Origin of the sequence: Acetobacterium carbinolicum, assembly GCF_047456275.1 — a bacterium.
GTDB lineage: Bacteria > Bacillota > Clostridia > Eubacteriales > Eubacteriaceae > Acetobacterium > Acetobacterium carbinolicum.
The window spans coordinates 3,539,055-3,557,413 of sequence record NZ_CP173357.1 but is presented as its reverse complement, the minus strand read 5'-3'; the positions used below and the strand labels follow the sequence as shown (position 1 = coordinate 3,557,413).

Below are 18,359 nucleotides of genomic sequence, written 5' to 3'. Positions count from 1 at the left end.
GTTATGAACGTTGCGTTTGGTTTCGTAAACACCTTTAATAAAAAACGGAGGAAAATATGAATACTTATATTGAAGATATTTTTGCCAGAGAAATACTGGATTCCCGGGGGAACCCTACCATTGAAGTGGACGTTATTCTGGAAGATGGTACCATGGGCCGCAGCATCGTCCCTTCCGGGGCTTCAACCGGGGCTTTTGAAGCGGTTGAACTCAGAGACAAGGATAACAGCCGCTATCAGGGCAAAGGGGTATTAAAAGCGGTCGATAGTGTAGCCTATGCCCAGGAGTTTTTAGTGGGTTTGGATGCGTCAGATCAGATTGCCATTGATGGGGTGCTGATCTCTTTGGATGGCACCGAAAACAAAAGTAAGCTCGGTGCCAATGCGATTTTAGGAATATCCATGGCTGCGGCCCATGCGGCGGCAAAGTCATTGGGACTGCCCTTTTATAAATACCTGGGCGGGGTCAATGCCAAGCTTTTGCCAACCCCAATGATGAATATTTTAAACGGCGGGGAACATGCCGATAACAACGTGGATATTCAGGAATTTTTGATTATGCCTGTGGGTGCTAAGAATTTTCGAGAAGCTGTGCGGATGGGCTCAGAAATTTTCCACCAACTTAAAAAAGTATTGGGAGAAAAAGGAATGGCCACCTCGGTGGGGGATGAAGGTGGCTTTGCCCCGAATCTTAAATCCAACGAGGAAGCTTTGCAACTGATTGTTACCGCCATTGAAGGCGCCGGTTATACTCCTGGTGAAGAGGTAAAGCTGGCCATGGACGTGGCGGCTTCAGAAATATATAATAAAGAAACGAAGAAGTATTTTTTAGCCGGCGAAGGGGTGGAGAAAACCGCCGCGGAAATGATTGATTTTTATGAAATGCTGATTGGTAAATACCCCATTATTTCCATTGAGGATGGCCTGGATGAAGAAGATTGGGAAGGCTGGGCAGTCATGACAAAACGGTTGGGGAAAAAAGTTCAACTGGTGGGTGATGACATCTTTGTCACCAACACCGAGCGGCTGAAACGGGGCATTGATTCTTGCGTTGCGAATTCGATTCTGGTTAAAGTGAACCAAATCGGTACCCTGACTGAAACCCTGGACACCATTGAGATGGCCAAGCGGGCCGGCTATACCGTCGTAGTTTCCCATCGCTCTGGCGAAACAGAAGATGTCACCATTGCCGATCTGGTGGTGGCAGTTAATGCCGGCCAGATCAAAACCGGAGCACCATCCCGAACCGATCGGGTGGCCAAATATAATCAACTGATGCGAATTGAAGAACAGTTAGGACTACTGGGCACCTATGCCGGGAAAGACGCGTTTTACAATCTTTAATTTTGTAGTCTTTAATTAGAAGAAAAAATATCCAAGAAAAAAGAAATAAGGAAGTGAACTATGTACTTAAAAGGAGTAGGAATTGCCTGTCATCCACCGGTGTTAATACCAGAGGTCGGAGAAGGGAGAGAAAATGAAGCACAAAAAACCATTCGGGGCTTACGAGATCTGGCCCTGAAAGTTGCCGAAGTCAAACCGGAAGTCATTGTCTGCATTACCCCTCACGGCAATGTCTTTCGGGATGGGGTAGCTGTGGTTTATGAAAACCAGATGAAGGGTGATTTGAGAAATTTCGGGCATCCTGAGATCAACCTGGAAAAAGACTGCGATATGGGACTCCTGGATGAACTGAATATGAGTTTTGGGAAAAACAATTGCCATACCATTTTTTTGAATGAAGCAATTGCCGCAGAATATAAAATCGATTTAAATCTCGATCACGGGGTGTTGGTACCGCTTTACTTTATTGAAAAATACTATCGGACCTACAAAATTGTCCATATCACCATTGGGGAACTGAGTCTGATCGAACTCTATAAAATGGGTAAGGTAATTAAGGAAGCAATTGAAGCCCGGGGAAAAGAAACCATGATTCTGGCTTCTGCCGATTTATCCCATTGCCTGAAGGATGAAGGGCCCTATGCCTTTAATCCGATGGGACCACTTTTTGATGAAAATATCGTGAGTGGCATTAAAACTAAGAATTACTACTCCATTTTAACGGCTCCCCACCAAGTCTACGAACCAGCGGGTCAATGTGGCCTGAGACCAATTGTTATGGGATTGGGCACCATTGACGGTTGGGATACTGAAGCGACGGTGTTTTCTTACGAAGGCCCCTTTGGAGTGGGTTACATGTCTGCCTTTATTGATTTGACCGAGGAAAAAATTCCCAGTCTGCTGGAACGCTATGAAGAAGATAAGGTGCTTTCCTATAAAGAGAGGCGTTCAAACGAAAGCCCTTTTGTAGCTTTGGCTCGGGCCGCCATCAATACCTGGGTGCAACGGGGTCGAAAATTGAATTTTGAGCATTACAAAAACCAGGTGGAAATCGAGGCAGATGTTCTTGGCGAACTGGAAAATAATTTAGCTGGGGTTTTTGTTTCCCTGCATAAGCATGGGGAATTGCGAGGTTGCATTGGCACCACTGGCCCGGTGACGGAAAACATCGCCCAGGAGATTATTCGAAATGCGATTGAGGCGTCCACTTATGATCCCCGGTTTATGCCAGTGGAAGAGCAGGAACTGATGGACCTGGAAATCAAAGTCGATGTGCTGGGTATCCCCGAACCGGTAACCGGCGTCGCTGAGCTGGATGCAAAAAAGTACGGTGTTATTGTTGAAAGAGATTTACACCGCGGACTGTTGCTTCCCGATCTGGAGGGGGTTAATACTCCGGAAGAGCAACTTGCCATTGCCAAAAGAAAAGCCGGCATTCCCGAAGGCGATACCGATGTGATGGTGCAGCGCTTTCAGGTGATCCGGCATCAATAAGCAGTGAAAATTGGTTAATGTTAAAATTAGGTTAATAAAGCTAAAAGTTTGGAAAAAGCAATCGGCAGGGCCAGGTCATCAACCTGGGACAGGGCTTTGAAGGTAACCTGAGGATTTGATCGAGATTCCCTTTGCGCTGAGATATAATAAGGGTTTAGTGTTGATTCACAAACCCTGTTGTCCTGATCAAAAATAAAAACTGACATGTCCCAGATAATGTGGGAGAAAACGTGGCGGCTGGTCCCAATAAAAATCGGTTTACAAAGCTCGGAGAAATTTTCTTCGAGCTTTTTTTTAATATCCTGTCCATCGCCGGCGGCGGTTTCAGCAATGGGAAAAGACCACATCCCAGATAACAGCCCGGTATCAGGCCGGCGGACAAAAAATAGCTGACCGTTTATTTTAACGATGCCAACCTCCATTTTTTTAATGCGTTGCTTCTGTTTTTTTGTTTTGATCGGGATTAACCCAGTGGTACCGGCAGCATTGCTTTGACAACCGCTACGGATCGGGCAGCTCAGGCATTTAGGGCTTTTGGGGGTGCAAATCATGGCACCCAGCTCCATCAGGCCTTCATTAAAAGCACCAACCTCATCCGGTAGTATGCTTTCTATCCAGCGGGTTATCCGTTTCTTCGTTGTGGCTTCGCCGATGTCGTCACAGCTATTACAATAACGGCTGATTACCCGGAGTACATTACCGTCCACCGCGCTGACCTTCTGATTAAAGGCGATGCTGGCGATGGCACCACCGGTATAAGGGCCGATCCCCGGGAGCTTGATCAGTTCAGAAAAGGTTGCGGGCATCATTCCATCATAGTCAGTGACAATTATTCTGGCCGCCTGATGGAGGTTTCGGGCCCGGGAGTAATAACCTAATCCTTCCCAGGCTTTAATGACCTCATCGATTGAGGCCAGGGCCAACGAAAAAACGGTCGGGAAATTATCAATAAATCGGTTATAATAGGGTATTAATGTATCAATCTGAGTTTGTTGAGCCATAATTTCCGAGATCCAGATAAAATAGGGGTTCCGGGTACGGCGAAAAGGTAGATCCCGTTTGGATTCTTCAAACCATTTGAGCAGATCGGTCTGTAATATTTCAATGAGTAGCTGACTTTTTTTTGTATCAAGCATAAGGTCTCCGTTCGTTTAAAATTCGTTCATTTCAAAGCACAAGATGTAGTATAGAACAGTTTCCTAAAAACTAGCTTATCCGGGTAGAATCAACAAAAAAAGCAGTCAACAAGAATTTACCATAGCCCCCATTATGGCGTCAGAATGGGCGAAAAGACGGTTTGTAATTGGGACAGGGTCACCATTTGCACCCGCAAAAGCCATAAAAACCTTGACATAAAATGGGGAGGATGGTAAACTAACTGTAACGAATGTGTAACTTTTATTTATGCAATTTAGACAAAATGAAAGGTATTATTTATGAATAGAGAGAGAGAAACAGCTGGTTTTCTAAAGAGATATCCCGGCGTTAAGATCGGAATTATTGCATTAATTCTGCTTCTCGTTGTGGGTGTTTCCAGTGCTTTTACCGTCGAAAAAGAAGTTCAGGTCAACTTCGAAGGTAAGGTATACACTGCTAATGGAAAACTGCTCGAATCCCTGGAGGAAGTCCTGATTGCGAATGATCTTCCCGTCAGTGACGAATACAAATATAGTACATCCTTAAATACTTTATTTAAAGATGTCATCAATGTAGAAATTGAAAAGAAGATTTCTGGAAAGATTCTAGTTGATGGTAAAACTATTACTTACTTGTCAGGTGGGGCAACCATTGGCGATGTGCTGGATGAAAATGGTGTTAAACCGGATGAAGATGATAAGGTCGAGCCGGGACTCAATACCCCATTAACCGCAAAAACCGCAACCATCAAAGTAACCCGGATTTCCTATGTGGAGTCAACCGGTATTAAAGATGTACCGATGAAGGCCACAATTGCCGAGAATCCGGAACTGCCAGCCGGAACTCGAGTGGTTGTTCAGGTAGGCCAGAATGGAAAAGCCAACATGAAAGAACGGATCCGATATGAAAATGGTATCGAAGTCAGCCGTGAAGTCATAACCAGTGAAGTGATCATGCCAGCGGTAGAAGAGATCATTGAAGTGGGACCGGCTACCACCATTACCATGCCAGAAGCTGTAGAGGTTTCGTCTGTGTCTGGGAACGTTAATGTGGAAAAAAGCGCGACTGGTGACGGTAGTGCCGCCATCAATCAAGAAAGTGGTTTTAAAGGCAGTATGGTGGTCAGCGCCACCGCTTACACAGCTACCGGAAACAATACCGCGTCGGGAACTGTGCCACAGTCTGGCAGAACCATTGCGACATGGGGTGGTATTCCCTTCGGAACTAAAGTTTATATCCCAGCGCTTGGCGGGGTTTATACCGTGGAAGATCGCGGCGGAGCCGTTGGATATGGCATTATCGATATTTATATGGACAGTGAGGCAGAATGCTTAAGCTGGGGAAGACAAAATATTGAAATATACTTTGTAGATTAAAGTCAGGCAGGACGATGGAAATACCATCGTCTTTTTATTTGTCTATTTTTACAGGGTATTGAAGAATTGGCAGGTGATATTATAATAGTCGGTTGCTCATTTTGTTCTCTGAAAAAAGATGACGTTTACAGAATAATCTGGGCAAATAATGTATTCAGAAAATACATTATTTCTAAAAAATACACTTGTACTTTGTATACAAAGCTTGTTATACTACATTTACGGAACGAAATTAGGCTTGTTTTACGACGGAGCTCGGAGGAAGACATGGAAATTAAAATTGTTAAAACACTAAATCCCAAGGAAAAACCGGAAGAAGATTCGCTGATCTTCGGTGTGGAATTCACAGACTATATGTTTGAGATGGATTATACCGAAGGTATTGGCTGGCATGATGCCGTTATTAAGCCCTACGGCCCCATAGAGATCATGCCTTCGGCAATGGTTCTCCACTATGCCCAGGAAGTTTTTGAAGGTTTAAAAGCCTATAAAACTCCGGCAGGTGAGGTTCAACTGTTTCGACCTGATGAAAATTTTAAACGGATGAACCGATCGAATGCCCGAATGTGTATTCCTCAACTTGATGAAGATTTTTTACTGGAAGCACTGAAGGCGCTGGTCAAGATGGATGAAACCTGGATTCCTAAGTCTCCGGGGACATCCCTTTATATTCGGCCCTTTGTTTTTGCAACGGATCCCTTTATTGGGGTTCGGGTTTCAAAACGCTATAAGTTTATGATTATTATGTCACCAGTAGGCTCTTATTACAAAGGTGGAATGGTACCCAGCCGTATTTACGTTGAATCAGAATATGCCCGGACAGTCCGGGGAGGAACTGGAGAAGCCAAGTGCGGCGGCAATTATGCCAGTGGTCTGGCAGCACAGCAGAAGGTTCATGAGATGGGCTTTGAACAGATCTTATGGCTAGACGGTGAAAAACGACAGTATATCGAAGAAGTGGGAACCAGTAATGTGTTCTTTTTGATTGATGGCGTGTTTGTAACGCCGTCACTGGAAGGAACTATCTTAAACGGAATTACCCGGAAAAGCGTTATTGACTTATTGAAATACTGGGGAGAAACCGTTGAAGAGCGTCGCATCACAATACACGAGCTTTCAGAAGCTTATGAGCAGGGGCGAATAAAAGAGGCTTTTGCAACCGGCACAGCCGCCGTTATTTCGCCTATTGGCACCTTGGGGTGGAAAGATAGGGAAATGATATTTAATGACGGTAAAATAGGTAAATACTCTCAAAAGATATATGATTCACTCTATGGGGTCCAGACCGGCAACTTGGAAGATCCCCTTAACTGGATTGTGAAAATATAAAAAGAAAAAACTTTTTAAAACTACTTGACAATATACTCTTTCACTGGTAATATTAATCTTGCATTTTGAATTACGAGAGGTACCGAAGTGGTCATAACGGGGCGGTCTTGAAAACCGTTAGGGTGCAAGCCCACGTGGGTTCGAATCCCACCCTCTCGGCCATCAAATGCCAGAGAATTGAATAAACAAACATGCATTATTACCTTTGGAGAAGTACTCAAGTGGCTATAAGAGGTGCCCCTGCTAAGGGTATAGGCCGTTAACGCGGTGCGTGGGTTCAAATCCCACCTTCTCCGCCACCATGAACTACGCATCAACATTGATGTTAGATAGAACCTGTTACGTAAAGTAGCAGGTTTTTTTATTTTTAAAGCAAATGAGTTTAATATAAACTTATAGTTGGAATAATAAAAGGGGGACGAAATGATATATAAACAAATAATCCAAGGTTTGGACGAATTCGATATAAATGAACTATCAATGAGGGGATTAACAAAGCAACAAATAAACGAATCAATTATTTGTTGCTTTGACAAATTTTTTGAAAATAAAGACAATTTAGATAGGTACGCAAAAGACTTTTTAGTGCAGGATTGGATCACTTATAAAAGGAACTTCTACATCGTTATAGATGATAATATAAATGAAGTATTAAATATTTTCAAAGCTGCCAAAATTAAAGATACAAATAAAGTTTTTGAAGCTGTTTCAAATTTTCAAGAAATAAGCGTAGAAATTGGCAATAAGTATTGGAGTATGGTCATAATGCAAAGAAACATGTCGGAATTTGGAGATTTTGAATACATTGCGGAGTGCTTTAATCTCATTGATCAGATTTGCGAAATAATCATAAAGAATTATCTGTTTTTGATAGTTCAAATGCATAGAATCTCAAAAAATAAAAATTCGGACTTTAATGATATTCAAAAACTAACATTTGGTGATTTAATCAATGAGTTAAACCAAGCTAAAAAGCTAGATAATTTGCTTAATTATTTTGATAGTTCAATTTCCATCTCCCAATGGAGGAATATAGCTTGTCATAAAAGCTATAAATATAATGATGGAAAAATAGAATGTAAATATGGAAAAGATTTAGAGCATTTTACAACGATAGATAACAAAAAAGATTTGTTGGATATAACGAACAAACTAAACAAAATCGCTCAAGCAATTAATTTTGCCTATAAATTCTTTTTTTATGATAATATTCAAGATATAGGTTCTATCTTTAATCAAACTAATAATGATATTAAAAGTAGAGATGAAACATGGCACTTGATATTTGTTACTGAGCTTTATTCGAATGGATTTAGAGTAATTGAAATTGAAGACAAACAAGATAAATTAAAAATACTTTTACAAGAAATGACATTAGAAGACAAAGAAAAAAGGTCAATTCAGTCATCAATTGCCCTTTATAAAGCTTGGTTTCACTCATCAAAAAAGAACATTGAGATCATATATGTGGATATTGATGGATATTTATATCTAAGCTCTTCTACTACAGCATTAGTATGTGAAGAAATTGGTAAAGGGAATAAAGATATTAATTATTTGGCACAAAATGCGGTATTTAAGAAGTTAAGCAAATTGAAATTCGGCGAAGAGTAAGATGGAAGAACTAAGTGAACAATTTTGTTGATACTCAGCTAAACTATTAGCAGAGTATCAATCGTTAAAAAAATTTACCTTTTGGGACTGAACAGACTTACCTACAATGCTTTTCCTTTTCGGAAACCGATCACTTGGCATTATTGATGGTGGTTTTTGAATTTGGCCTTCTCTGCCATTATAAGCAAAGCATCAAATATGAAGATGGATAGAACCTGTTACGATATGTAGCAGGTTTTTGATGTTTTTTTTGGTGAATATTGAAAATATGAACTGGCTAATTTAATATCCTTACTCGTAGGAATACTCAAACTCAACTTCGCTCAATTAAGTTGAAATATCCGAACAATCCATTTAAATCCGTTGCCAGTTCTTTCAAAAAGCGTTAAAATTAAATGTATCTGCTAAAAGTAAGCCCATTAACATTAACTTTTAACTCAGTCGCAGATATCAGATGATGATTAACCATTAAATGTATGATCTAATTAATTACATAAACGCTTTGAAAATACTCAAATGAAAATAAATGGAGGACCTTGTGAAAACTGTATTTGAACTTTGCGAACCAAGAGAGAGTGTATTTTTTGATACCACGCGAGATGATGTTTTAAACCTGAGTGATCTCATTGAGAATAAGATTGATGTCGATAAGTTTTTCAATGAAAACTTTAAAACCCAAGGAATGGAAATACTTTTGGATACCGCTTTTAAACGTTTTAAAGGGGAATCCAGCACCGGTGTCATTAAACTGACTCAAGCTATGGGTGGTGGTAAAACCCATAACATGCTGGCACTCGCTTTACTGGCACAAAATAAAAAATGGCGGACACAATTGTTTGGCAAGAAATATGATGACATTGGAGATGTTAAAGTTGTTGCGTTTTCCGGACGAGAAAGCGATGCTGACTTTGGTATCTGGGGGAGCATTGCTGAACAGTTGGGCAAGAAAGAAGTTCTAAAAGACTTATATGCCCCACTAAAAGCACCAGGGGAAAGTGCTTGGGTTAAACTCCTTCAAGGCCAAAAGATTCTTATTTTATTTGATGAACTTCCACCGTATTTAGAAAACGCTAAGTCCGTTACAGTTGGAAATTCAGATTTATGCAAGGTAACCATTACGGCATTGTCAAATCTCTTCTCAGCACTGGGTAAAGAACAACTTGCCAACGTGTGCTTAGTCTTCTCGGATTTAAAAGCTACCTATGAATCTGGAAGTGAGATGCTGCAATCTACTTTTAAAGACCTTGAGAATGAAGCCAATCGTTCTGCAATCAACATTGAACCGGTGGCACTGAACTCGGATGAAATTTATGATATTTTAAAAAAACGCCTTTTTAAAAAATATCCTGCTTCAAATTCTTCGGCTGTTCTGGATATAGCAGTTACCTATAAAGAAGCTCTCACACGCGCAAATAAAACAGGCCTAACAAATTATACAGGGGAAAAGGTGTTTTTAGGGATACGCGATTCCTATCCTTTCCATCCTTCCATCAAAGACCTTTATGCACGGTTTAAAGAAAATCCAAACTTTCAGCAGACCCGAGGTCTCATCAAATTAATGCGACAAATCATCAGACAATTCTATGAAAGCAAAAAAGCTGAAACACACTATTTAGTCAATGTATTTGATATTAATCTTAACGATGGTAATATGTTATCCTACATCAAGCAGATAAAACCATCGCTGGAAGCTGCCATCAGTCATGATATTGCCGAAGCAGGGAAGTCAGTTGCAGAGACCATTGATGCTGAGGATACAACTCAAAAAAGGACTTACGCCCAGGATACCGCTAAATTACTTTTAATGTCATCCCTTAGTGAAGCCACTCATGGTTTAATGGGACTCAATGATTCAGAAATCTTAGGTTATTTATGTGAGCCAAATATTGAACTCAATGATTATAAAAAAGCCTTAGAAAATATCAAAACCCAGAGTTGGTATTTAAAAGTGGACAACCGTGGACGATTGTATTACCAGAATACAAAAAACATGGTAGCAGAAATGAATGATCTTATCGACTCCTATAGCAATGAAAATGCAAAGAAAGAACTAAAGAAATTCTTGGAGGAAAATTTTAAACCCACCGTCAAGAATTGCTACGAACAGCTTTATGTGTTGCCGGCCATTGATGAAATCCAGCTAGATCTCAATAAAATAACCCTTGTCATCTTTGAGCCCTATGCAGGTAATCAGCTTCATCCTGATTTAAAGGCATTTTTTGATAGTACTCCTTACAAAAACAGGGTTATGTTTTTATCTGGGCAACGCAATGTAATGGAAAAACTGTACCAAAACAGCAAACGCCTGACAGCCATCAGGCAGATTATCTCTAGTATGAAGGCAGAACATGTATCCGAAACGGATCAACAAGCTAAAGAAGCAGATCATCAAAAAGATAAGGCAACCCAAGCATTATTACAGAGCATCCGCGAAACCTTTATCACCTTATACTTCCCAACAAAAAACGGTATTATGTCAGAGGACTTTAAATTAGAGTTTAAAGAAAATGCTTTTAAGGGAGAGGAACAAATCGTTAACGTTTTATTGAGCCAACTTAAGTTTGAGGATTATAAATCCAATGATGCGTTTATGGAGGTCATGCGAAATAAATGTGAGGAACGGCTATTCACACAAAATGAAATGACCTTTAACCAGATAAAAGACAGAGCAGCAAGTGAGATCAGGTGGCAATGGTATCATCCATCCCAGCTCGAAGATTTAAAAAACGATTGTATTAAAAAGGATAAGTGGCGGGAAGTTGGCGGGTATTTGGAAAAAGGACCTTTCGCAAAAGATCCGACATCAGTTGTGGTAGAACAAACCGATTATGATAAAAAAACTGGTGAATTTACTCTAAAAGTACGTGGCTTAAGTGGAGATAAGGTCTACTATGATATTGGTGCCGATCCAAGCACCGCCTCAGCAGAAGTACCAGGTGTTTTTGTGACCAGAGAACCTTTAATTAACTTTATTTGTGTAGATACCTCTAACGAGCATCCCACAGGTGACGTGTACGTGTTCATGGGTTCAGTTCCCTTGAAATATGAACAGCGTGCTTCCAGTACCGGGACAGTGCTAGAGCTGCTAACCCATAAAGACTTTGAAATTCGTTACACCACCGATGGAAGCAATCCCAAAGAAAACGGAGGTCTTTATATAGGAGAGATCCCATTACCTAAAAACTGCAAATTTGTAAGAACTGTGGTGATGTATAAGGGCAAAGTTGTGGAAGAAAAAGATATTACCATTTCAGAAATAGCACCAAAAAATAAACTTATCATTAAAGACACAGCACCCCTTGAGTTTGAGTGGAAGATTCAAAAAAAATGCAAGGATACCGAATCAACCTACCAGGAATTTGAAAAACTGAAAAAACTGAAGGATTCATTTATTCGACATTTTACAGTCATACTAACCGAAAAAAACGTTAAAGAAAATTATATGGAACTGACCACCGCAAAAGTCCCGTATGATGCGGATAGTCTTCAGGCAACCGTTGATTTAATACGTGATACCGCCTTTAAAAACAAAGAGGTTACTCTGGAATTTGAGTATAAAACCCTACTGTTTATCTCAGGTCTTCAATTTAAAGAATGGGTTGATCTGAATAAGTATGATATGTCTGAAATTCAAGAAGAAGGAAATATAAAACAATGAGTGCCAAAGAACTAACCTATGGCTTTGGGGTAAACCCTATCCAAAGCACCAACCATTTCTATGTTTTAATCCCAAAATTAAACACTGAAACGGTTCAGGTCTTTGAACGGTTTAACTGGACAGAGGCAGAAGAACAAAAAATGGAGAAATCCGATATCCTGAGAATTGAAATTTCAAAGCATAAGTGGAATAAAATCAGTGCTGATTTAACCACAGAGTTTAATTCTCGACTTAAAAAAGATAAAATAAAGATGGGCAAATTCAGCGTCGGGGGGACCGCTGTTGAAAAATTATTTGGTAAGGAACTCATGGTACTCCTTTGGAGTATTGAAGATTGTGATCCGTCTGTGATTCCTACTGCCATAAGAAATTGGAAAGGCCTCATGCCTGAAGAACGCTGGTGGCTTTATACTATGACTAACGCCAGCACCGGTCATATAAAAGATAAAAAAGGCTGGCGAATTGCACTGAGATACGCTTTGTGCGAAAATCCCATTGAAGAAAATCCCCAATCAAGCATTTTTGATATGCTTGATGAATAATTAGGAGAATTTTATGATTTCATTTATAGAAAAGCAGTTCCCCGTGTCAAAAATAAGCAAAGAAAGTTATAAGGAGAGAAAAGCCAATAATGGACAAACTTTAACCGGGCTTGGAAAATGGTGGGGAAGAAAACCCCTAGTGTTGGTTCGGGCTACTATTTTAGGTTGCTTGATGCCTGCTAGTGATAACCCGAAACGGGATATAGACATTTTTCTTAAAATTATGAGCATGGATCATAAAGGGTTGGAACTCCGTAAAGAAAAATCCTTTTCAGCTTCTGAAATGTATGAGATTGCAAATAAAAACACGAAATTGCAACCTCACATAGATGAATGGTTTGATCTTACCGAAGGTAAAGTAACACTGACCAGAGGGGTCGATAAAAAAGAAGTCGAGTTGAAAGTCTTTAATACTCTCGGTTATGATGAAAAACTTAGAAAATGTATTCGACCCGAACAATTAAAAAACCTGGATGACCAAACCTGGGATGAGATTAATCATCACCTTGGAACCTCAGCCGACAATTTGCAGGATTTAATGAAGCAGCTATCAATGAAACGCTATGGTAAAAATGTGGTGATTGGGGATTGTTTTTGTGGTGGCGGGAGTATTCCCTTTGAAGCTGCCAGAATGGGGTGTGACACCTATGCCGGCGATCTAAATCCGGTGGCAGGGCTTCTGACCTGGGCCGGAATTAATATTCTCGGAGCTGATGAAAAGAAATTAACAGAAATAAAAAGATACCAAGAAGACATTTTTGATAAAGTCGATAAGGAAATAACAAAACTGGGGATCGAACACAATGAAAAAGGTGAGCGAGCCGTTTCCTATCTTTATTGTGTAGAGGCGCATTGTCCGGAATGCAGCAAAAAAGTACCCCTTTCACCAAGCTGGGTCATTGGAAAAGGAACCAAAACTGTGGCCAAACTCGTAGAAAACGATAATGGTTATGATTTATTGGTAAAAATGAATGCAAGTTCAATAGAAATGAAAGAAGCTGAAAAAACAGGCACCGTTGGAAAAGGTGGAGTTCTTTGCCCATCATGCGGAAAATCGACTCCAATTTCATCACTGAGGAAAGATCGAAAAGATAACAATGGAAACACTACTTATGGATTGCGTCAATGGGAGAAATCTGAGGTTGATTTTAGGGTTGATGATATTTATACTGAACGGTTGTATGCCATTAAATATGAAAAAAATGACGGGAAGCGCTATTACAGACATCCTAACCTAAGAGATTTGGAGAATGAAAAAAAAGCAAAACAAATTGTTGTAGAAAATATTGTTGCCTGGCAAAAGCAAGGACTAGTCCCAAGTATGGAAATAGAAATGGGGATAAAAACAATTGAGGTCATGCGTAATCGCGGTTGGACCCATTGGCATCACCTCTTTAATGCGAGACAATTACTTTCAATCGGCAAGTTTGTAGAAGCTATTGACCAACAAGAAGATAAACAGTTAAGGGTTGTTGGACTTTTAGGCTTGAATAAATGTGTGGATTGGAATTCAAGATTATGTAGATGGCATCCAGGAGTTGGTAATGAAAAATCCGAGCAGACTTTTTATAATCAAGCATTTAATACTTTGATGAATTTTGGGAACAGGAGCTTGTTAGGATTAAAAACTTCATGGTTTTATGATATAAACAGTTATTTGACAAATAAAGACAATGCAATTATAAAACTATCTGATGCAAGAGAAGTTTCAAATAATTGTCATTTTTGGATCACTGATCCACCTTATGCAGACGCAATTAATTATCATGAGTTATCTGAGTTTTTTTTGGCTTGGGATAAAAAATTATTACTGCAAACTTTCCCAGAGTGGTATACGGACAGCAAGCGCATTTTAGCGGTGAAAGGGGATGACCATTTCTCCCAAAGCATGATTGATATTTACTCAAATCTTACCAAGCATATGGATGATGATGGAATGCAGGTGGTGATGTTTACCCACTCGGACCCGGCGGTTTGGGCACAACTGGCTTTGATCATGTGGAAGTCAGGACTAAAGGTAACCGCGGCATGGAATATTGCAACTGAAACAGAGAGTGGTGGGCTTAAAGACGGCAACTATGTCAAAGGAACTGTTCTCCTTGTTTTAAGAAAACAAACCGAGGATTCCATGGCTTATTTGGATGAAATTAACGGGGACATTAAAGCAGGCGTTAAAGAACAAATTGAGTCCATGCAGACTTTGGATGATAAAGAAGACCCCAATTTCTCAGACCCGGATTATGTTCTGGCAGCCTATGCTGCATCACTGAAAGTATTAACCTCTTATAAAAAAATTGGTGAGCTGGATCTGGATTATGAACTGGATCTGGCTATCAATAATCCAGACAATTCCCAGGTGGTAAAAATCATTGAAAATGCCAAAAGGATTGCCTACGATTGCATCATTCCCAACAATTTAGATCATTACTTATGGAAAGATCTTACCCACGCAGAACGCTTTTATATCAAGGGTCTGGAAGGTGAAAAACATGGTAATTATCAAATTTCAACCTATCAGGAGTATGCCAGAGGGTTTTCAATCAGTTCTTATGGTGAACTCATGGCCAACGAAAAAGCAAACACTGCTCGTTTAAAAACCCCAACTGAATTTGCCATGAGAACAGTATCTGATAACCCAGACTTTGAAAAATCCATCCTTCGTATTATTTTAGCAGCCATTCACATTGCTATTAAAGAAGATGGAATACCAGAAAAAGGACTGTTTCATATTAAAAACCAGGCCATTGATTACTGGGGGAGTCGGGATATGATTAAGCAATTACTTCTTTTTATAAAAGATACAAAGGATATTGAAAACATGCCTCATTGGGCAGAAAGTGCTGCTATGGCAGACGTTCTTTATGTTCTTGTAGATAATGACCATATTTAATTTAGAAAGGCAGGAAAGCTGATGATCACTCGTTATTCGTCACGAAAAAGCAGTCTCAGTCATACCTTTTTAAATGAAAAGCTCAAAGATGCCGCAAGTTATGACCGTCTGGCTGGATATTTTTGCTCTTCAATTCTTGAAATTGCAGGGGAAAGCATTGAAAATATTTCGGGGAAGGTACGGATTATCTGTAATTCAACCTTAAACCCTGAAGATGTAAAAACGGCAGCCTTTGCCAACCTTAGAATGAAACAGGAATGGTGTGAATTTTTACCAGAAGAAAAATATACCAGTGAAAACTCAATTAAACGCTTAAAAAAGCTCTATCATTTATTAGTAAGTGGAAAAATGGAAATTAAAGTAATACCGGATGCCGTTTTTGGTTTAATGCATGGAAAAGCAGGGGTTATCACCTACAAAGACGGGAGTAAAACCTCTTTTTTAGGAAGTATCAATGAAACGAAAAGTGCGTTTACCGTTAACTATGAAATGCTCTGGGAAGATGACAATCCTGAAGCCATCGATTGGGTCCAACAGGAATTTGATTTCTTTTGGTCAAGTCCCTATGCTGTTAATTTATGCGATTTTGTCATTTCAGATTTGGACCGGATTGCTAAAAGGATTGTCATACCACTCAAAGACTGGCGTGAAGACAGTGATGACGCAGTACCAGCGGTGGTCATTGAAGAACCTCTGTACCGGAAAGAATTCGGACTTTGGGAGCATCAAAAATATTTTGTTGAACTGGCTTTTCGTGAGCACAAACAGAAGGGCGGTGCCCGATTCTTGCTCGCAGACATGGTTGGCTTGGGTAAAACCATTCAGCTTGCCATGTCTGCCAAGCTGATGGCTTTGTATGGGGATAAACCTGTCCTAATCATTGTGCCTAAAACCTTAACCTATCAGTGGCAGGATGAGCTAAAAACTCTGTTGGATATGCCCAGTGCGGTATGGACAGGGCGAGGATGGGTTGATGAAAATGGATATGAGTATCCGGCGGATGGTATCAAGAGTATTTTAAAATGCCCCAGAAAAGTCGGCATTATATCCCAGGGTCTGATCACCAGTAAATCTGAGGCAGCTGAATTGCTTAAAACTCTTAAATATGAATGTGTTATTCTCGATGAAGCTCACAGGGCCAGACGTAAACATCCAGAAAAAGATCCGGACAAATTTAAAGCTCAGCCCAATAATTTGCTTGGGTTTTTAAATGAAATCACTTTTCAAACGAAAAGTCTTTTGCTTGCCACGGCCACACCAGTGCAGATTAATCCCATTGAAGCCTTTGATTTGCTCAATGCTTTATCGCTGCCCAATGATGCTGCCAAGGTTCTAGGTGATAAGTATAGTGTTTGGAAGAACCGACCACAATCCAGTCTGGATTATATTTCAGGAAACTTGGAAATACCAACCATGGAGTCTGAACTATGGGAAATTGTCAGAAATCCTTTTCCAAAAAAAAGCGAAAATAATCATAGGATTGAAACGATTCGAAATCAATTGGATTTAACCGATGATACTCCGGTTTTGCCTCAAAGAATGTATTCAGAGTTACGATTGTCCCAACAGCAAAAAATAAAAGAACTATATTTTGATGATGGTTTTATTCAAAATCACAATCCCTACATACGTTCCATTGTGCGACGGACTAGAAAGTTTTTGGAAGAAAACATCAATCCGGAAACCAATGACTACTATCTTGATAAAATTGACCTGGAATTATTCGGTGAAAATGATGATGAATCCCTTGAACTCATGGGCTATTTATACCAGGCCTATTCCACTGCTGAGGAGTTTTGTGCACTACTGTCCTCACGGGTAAAAGGTGGAGGATTTATGTCAACCTTGATGCTCAAACGAATTGGGAGCACTATGCTGGCAGGTGAAAATACTGCCAAGAAAATGCTGGCATGGACCAGTGAAGGAAAAGAAAAACTTAAAAACCTTTATGATGATATTTTTGATGAAGATGATGCCCCAGGCGAGGAAACCTACAGTCAGATCAAAGATCTGACAAAAGAAGAAGTCATCTGTTTGGAAAAGCTGGTGAGGGTGCTCAAAAACAATAAAGATACTGACCCTAAATACGAGAGAGTTCTCCAAATTCTTAAAGATGGCGTAGGGGACGAAGGCCCATGGAAAGACAAGGGATGCATTATATTTTCCCAATATTTTGATAGCGCACGGTATGTTGCTGAGTTTCTCTCAAAAGATCTCAGTGATGAGAAAATAGGGCTTTATGCCGGCGGGGACAAATCCGGGATCTTTGAAAGAGGATATTTTAAAAAAGAATCAAAGGAAATGATTAAAAAAGCGGTCAAGGACCATGAAATAAAAGTTCTGGTAGGAACCGATGCAGCCTCAGAAGGACTCAATCTTCAAACACTGTCTACCTTGATTAATATTGATTTACCTTGGAATCCAACACGATTGGAGCAACGAAAAGGCCGTATTCAACGTATTGGCCAATTGAGCAAAACCATACTCATTTATAATATGCGGTATAAAGACTCTGTTGAGGATAAGGTCCATAAGAAATTGTCAGAACGTTTAAAAAGCATTCATGATATCTTTGGTCAGATTCCTGAAGTTCTTGAGGATGTCTGGATTGCCATGGCACAGAATGATGAAAAACGAGCAGAAGAAGCAATTAACAAAGTTCCTAAAAAGCATCCTTTTGAACTCAAGTACGAGCAAAATATTCCGAAAACAGAAAATTGGCAAGCGTGTACCTTTGTATTGGATAAAAGTGAAAAGTTAAAGGAATTATTAAAAGGTTGGTAATTGATGATAAGGATCAATTATATTTTTAATGCATCCGTGGCTAGATGGGGGCTCATGAGTATTCGATTTGACACAAATTCTGGAAATAGAGCAGCTAGCCTGAAACACAGGAAATTGCAAAACTACTTAAGGTCAAGACCTGGGGCTAATTATGCCCTTGTAATTTCCTCGAAAAACTTAAAAGAAAAGAGA

Annotated in this window: 10 protein-coding genes and 2 tRNA genes; 11 read left to right on the top strand and 1 reads right to left on the bottom strand. The window is 39.9% G+C overall.

Translation table 11 applies throughout. The annotated features are described in order from the left end of the window. The first annotated feature begins 56 nt into the window (after window positions 1–56). Both eno and amrA read left to right on the top strand, forming a co-directional pair. Window positions 57–1,343, top strand: coding sequence for a phosphopyruvate hydratase (eno, locus tag ACIZ62_RS16475; protein ID WP_414150653.1), 1,287 nt, complete (start codon window positions 57–59; stop codon window positions 1,341–1,343). 60 nt (window positions 1,344–1,403) lie between these two features. Continuing rightward, window positions 1,404–2,837, top strand: a complete 1,434-nt coding sequence (gene amrA, locus ACIZ62_RS16470) for an AmmeMemoRadiSam system protein A (RefSeq protein WP_414150652.1) — start codon at window positions 1,404–1,406, stop codon at window positions 2,835–2,837. A 26-nt stretch (window positions 2,838–2,863) separates the two neighbouring features. On the opposite strand, the gene mutY is transcribed toward amrA, so the two are convergent. Next, window positions 2,864–3,973, bottom strand: coding sequence for an A/G-specific adenine glycosylase (gene mutY, locus ACIZ62_RS16465; RefSeq protein ID WP_414150651.1), 1,110 nt, complete (start codon window positions 3,971–3,973; stop codon window positions 2,864–2,866). Between the two features lie 300 nt (window positions 3,974–4,273). Here mutY and ACIZ62_RS16460 point away from each other — a divergent pair, with 300 nt between their 5' ends. The 9 genes from ACIZ62_RS16460 to ACIZ62_RS16420 all read left to right on the top strand — a co-directional run bounded on the left by ACIZ62_RS16460 (window position 4,274) and on the right by ACIZ62_RS16420 (window position 18,167). After that, the gene (locus tag ACIZ62_RS16460) at window positions 4,274–5,350 is read left to right on the top strand and encodes a G5 domain-containing protein (protein WP_414150650.1); all 1,077 of its coding nucleotides are present in this window, start codon (window positions 4,274–4,276) and stop codon (window positions 5,348–5,350) included. A 267-nt stretch (window positions 5,351–5,617) separates the two neighbouring features. Beyond that, a complete protein-coding gene (locus tag ACIZ62_RS16455; RefSeq protein WP_111888900.1) occupies window positions 5,618–6,679 on the top strand; it encodes a branched-chain amino acid aminotransferase in 1,062 nt (353 codons plus the stop codon). A gap of 73 nt (window positions 6,680–6,752) precedes the next feature. Then, window positions 6,753–6,841: transfer RNA gene (locus ACIZ62_RS16450), tRNA-Ser, on the top strand. A 45-nt stretch (window positions 6,842–6,886) separates the two neighbouring features. Beyond that, window positions 6,887–6,978: transfer RNA gene (locus ACIZ62_RS16445), tRNA-Ser, on the top strand. A gap of 124 nt (window positions 6,979–7,102) precedes the next feature. Continuing rightward, window positions 7,103–8,293 carry a hypothetical protein gene (locus tag ACIZ62_RS16440; RefSeq protein ID WP_414150649.1) on the top strand — a complete coding sequence of 397 codons (1,191 nt, stop codon included), beginning with the start codon at window positions 7,103–7,105 and terminating at the stop codon, window positions 8,291–8,293. A gap of 538 nt (window positions 8,294–8,831) precedes the next feature. After that, window positions 8,832–11,951, top strand: coding sequence for a DUF499 domain-containing protein (locus ACIZ62_RS16435; protein WP_414150648.1), 3,120 nt, complete (start codon window positions 8,832–8,834; stop codon window positions 11,949–11,951). After that, window positions 11,948–12,493: a DUF3780 domain-containing protein gene (locus tag ACIZ62_RS16430; RefSeq protein ID WP_414150647.1), complete on the top strand. Its 546-nt coding sequence runs from the start codon at window positions 11,948–11,950 to the stop codon at window positions 12,491–12,493. Before ACIZ62_RS16435 ends, ACIZ62_RS16430 begins: the two co-directional genes overlap by 4 nt. A 13-nt stretch (window positions 12,494–12,506) precedes the next feature. Next, the gene (locus ACIZ62_RS16425) at window positions 12,507–15,383 is read left to right on the top strand and encodes an anti-phage-associated DUF1156 domain-containing protein (protein ID WP_414150646.1); all 2,877 of its coding nucleotides are present in this window, start codon (window positions 12,507–12,509) and stop codon (window positions 15,381–15,383) included. 21 nt (window positions 15,384–15,404) lie between these two features. After that, on the top strand, window positions 15,405–18,167 hold the full coding sequence (locus tag ACIZ62_RS16420) for a phospholipase D-like domain-containing anti-phage protein (RefSeq protein ID WP_414150645.1): 2,763 nt from the start codon (window positions 15,405–15,407) through the stop codon (window positions 18,165–18,167). Window positions 18,168–18,359 lie beyond the last annotated feature (192 nt).

What these genes read in the sequence shown, in the direction of transcription:
- eno (WP_414150653.1), top strand. Translation starts at nt 57, where the DNA reads ATGAATACTTATATTGAAGATATTTTTGCCAGAGAAATACTGGATTCC.
- amrA (WP_414150652.1), top strand. Translation starts at nt 1,404, where the DNA reads ATGTACTTAAAAGGAGTAGGAATTGCCTGTCATCCACCGGTGTTAATA.
- mutY (WP_414150651.1), bottom strand. Translation starts at nt 3,973, where the DNA reads ATGCTTGATACAAAAAAAAGTCAGCTACTCATTGAAATATTACAGACC.
- ACIZ62_RS16460 (WP_414150650.1), top strand. Translation starts at nt 4,274, where the DNA reads ATGAATAGAGAGAGAGAAACAGCTGGTTTTCTAAAGAGATATCCCGGC.
- ACIZ62_RS16455 (WP_111888900.1), top strand. Translation starts at nt 5,618, where the DNA reads ATGGAAATTAAAATTGTTAAAACACTAAATCCCAAGGAAAAACCGGAA.
- ACIZ62_RS16440 (WP_414150649.1), top strand. Translation starts at nt 7,103, where the DNA reads ATGATATATAAACAAATAATCCAAGGTTTGGACGAATTCGATATAAAT.
- ACIZ62_RS16430 (WP_414150647.1), top strand. Translation starts at nt 11,948, where the DNA reads ATGAGTGCCAAAGAACTAACCTATGGCTTTGGGGTAAACCCTATCCAA.
- ACIZ62_RS16425 (WP_414150646.1), top strand. Translation starts at nt 12,507, where the DNA reads ATGATTTCATTTATAGAAAAGCAGTTCCCCGTGTCAAAAATAAGCAAA.
- ACIZ62_RS16420 (WP_414150645.1), top strand. Translation starts at nt 15,405, where the DNA reads ATGATCACTCGTTATTCGTCACGAAAAAGCAGTCTCAGTCATACCTTT.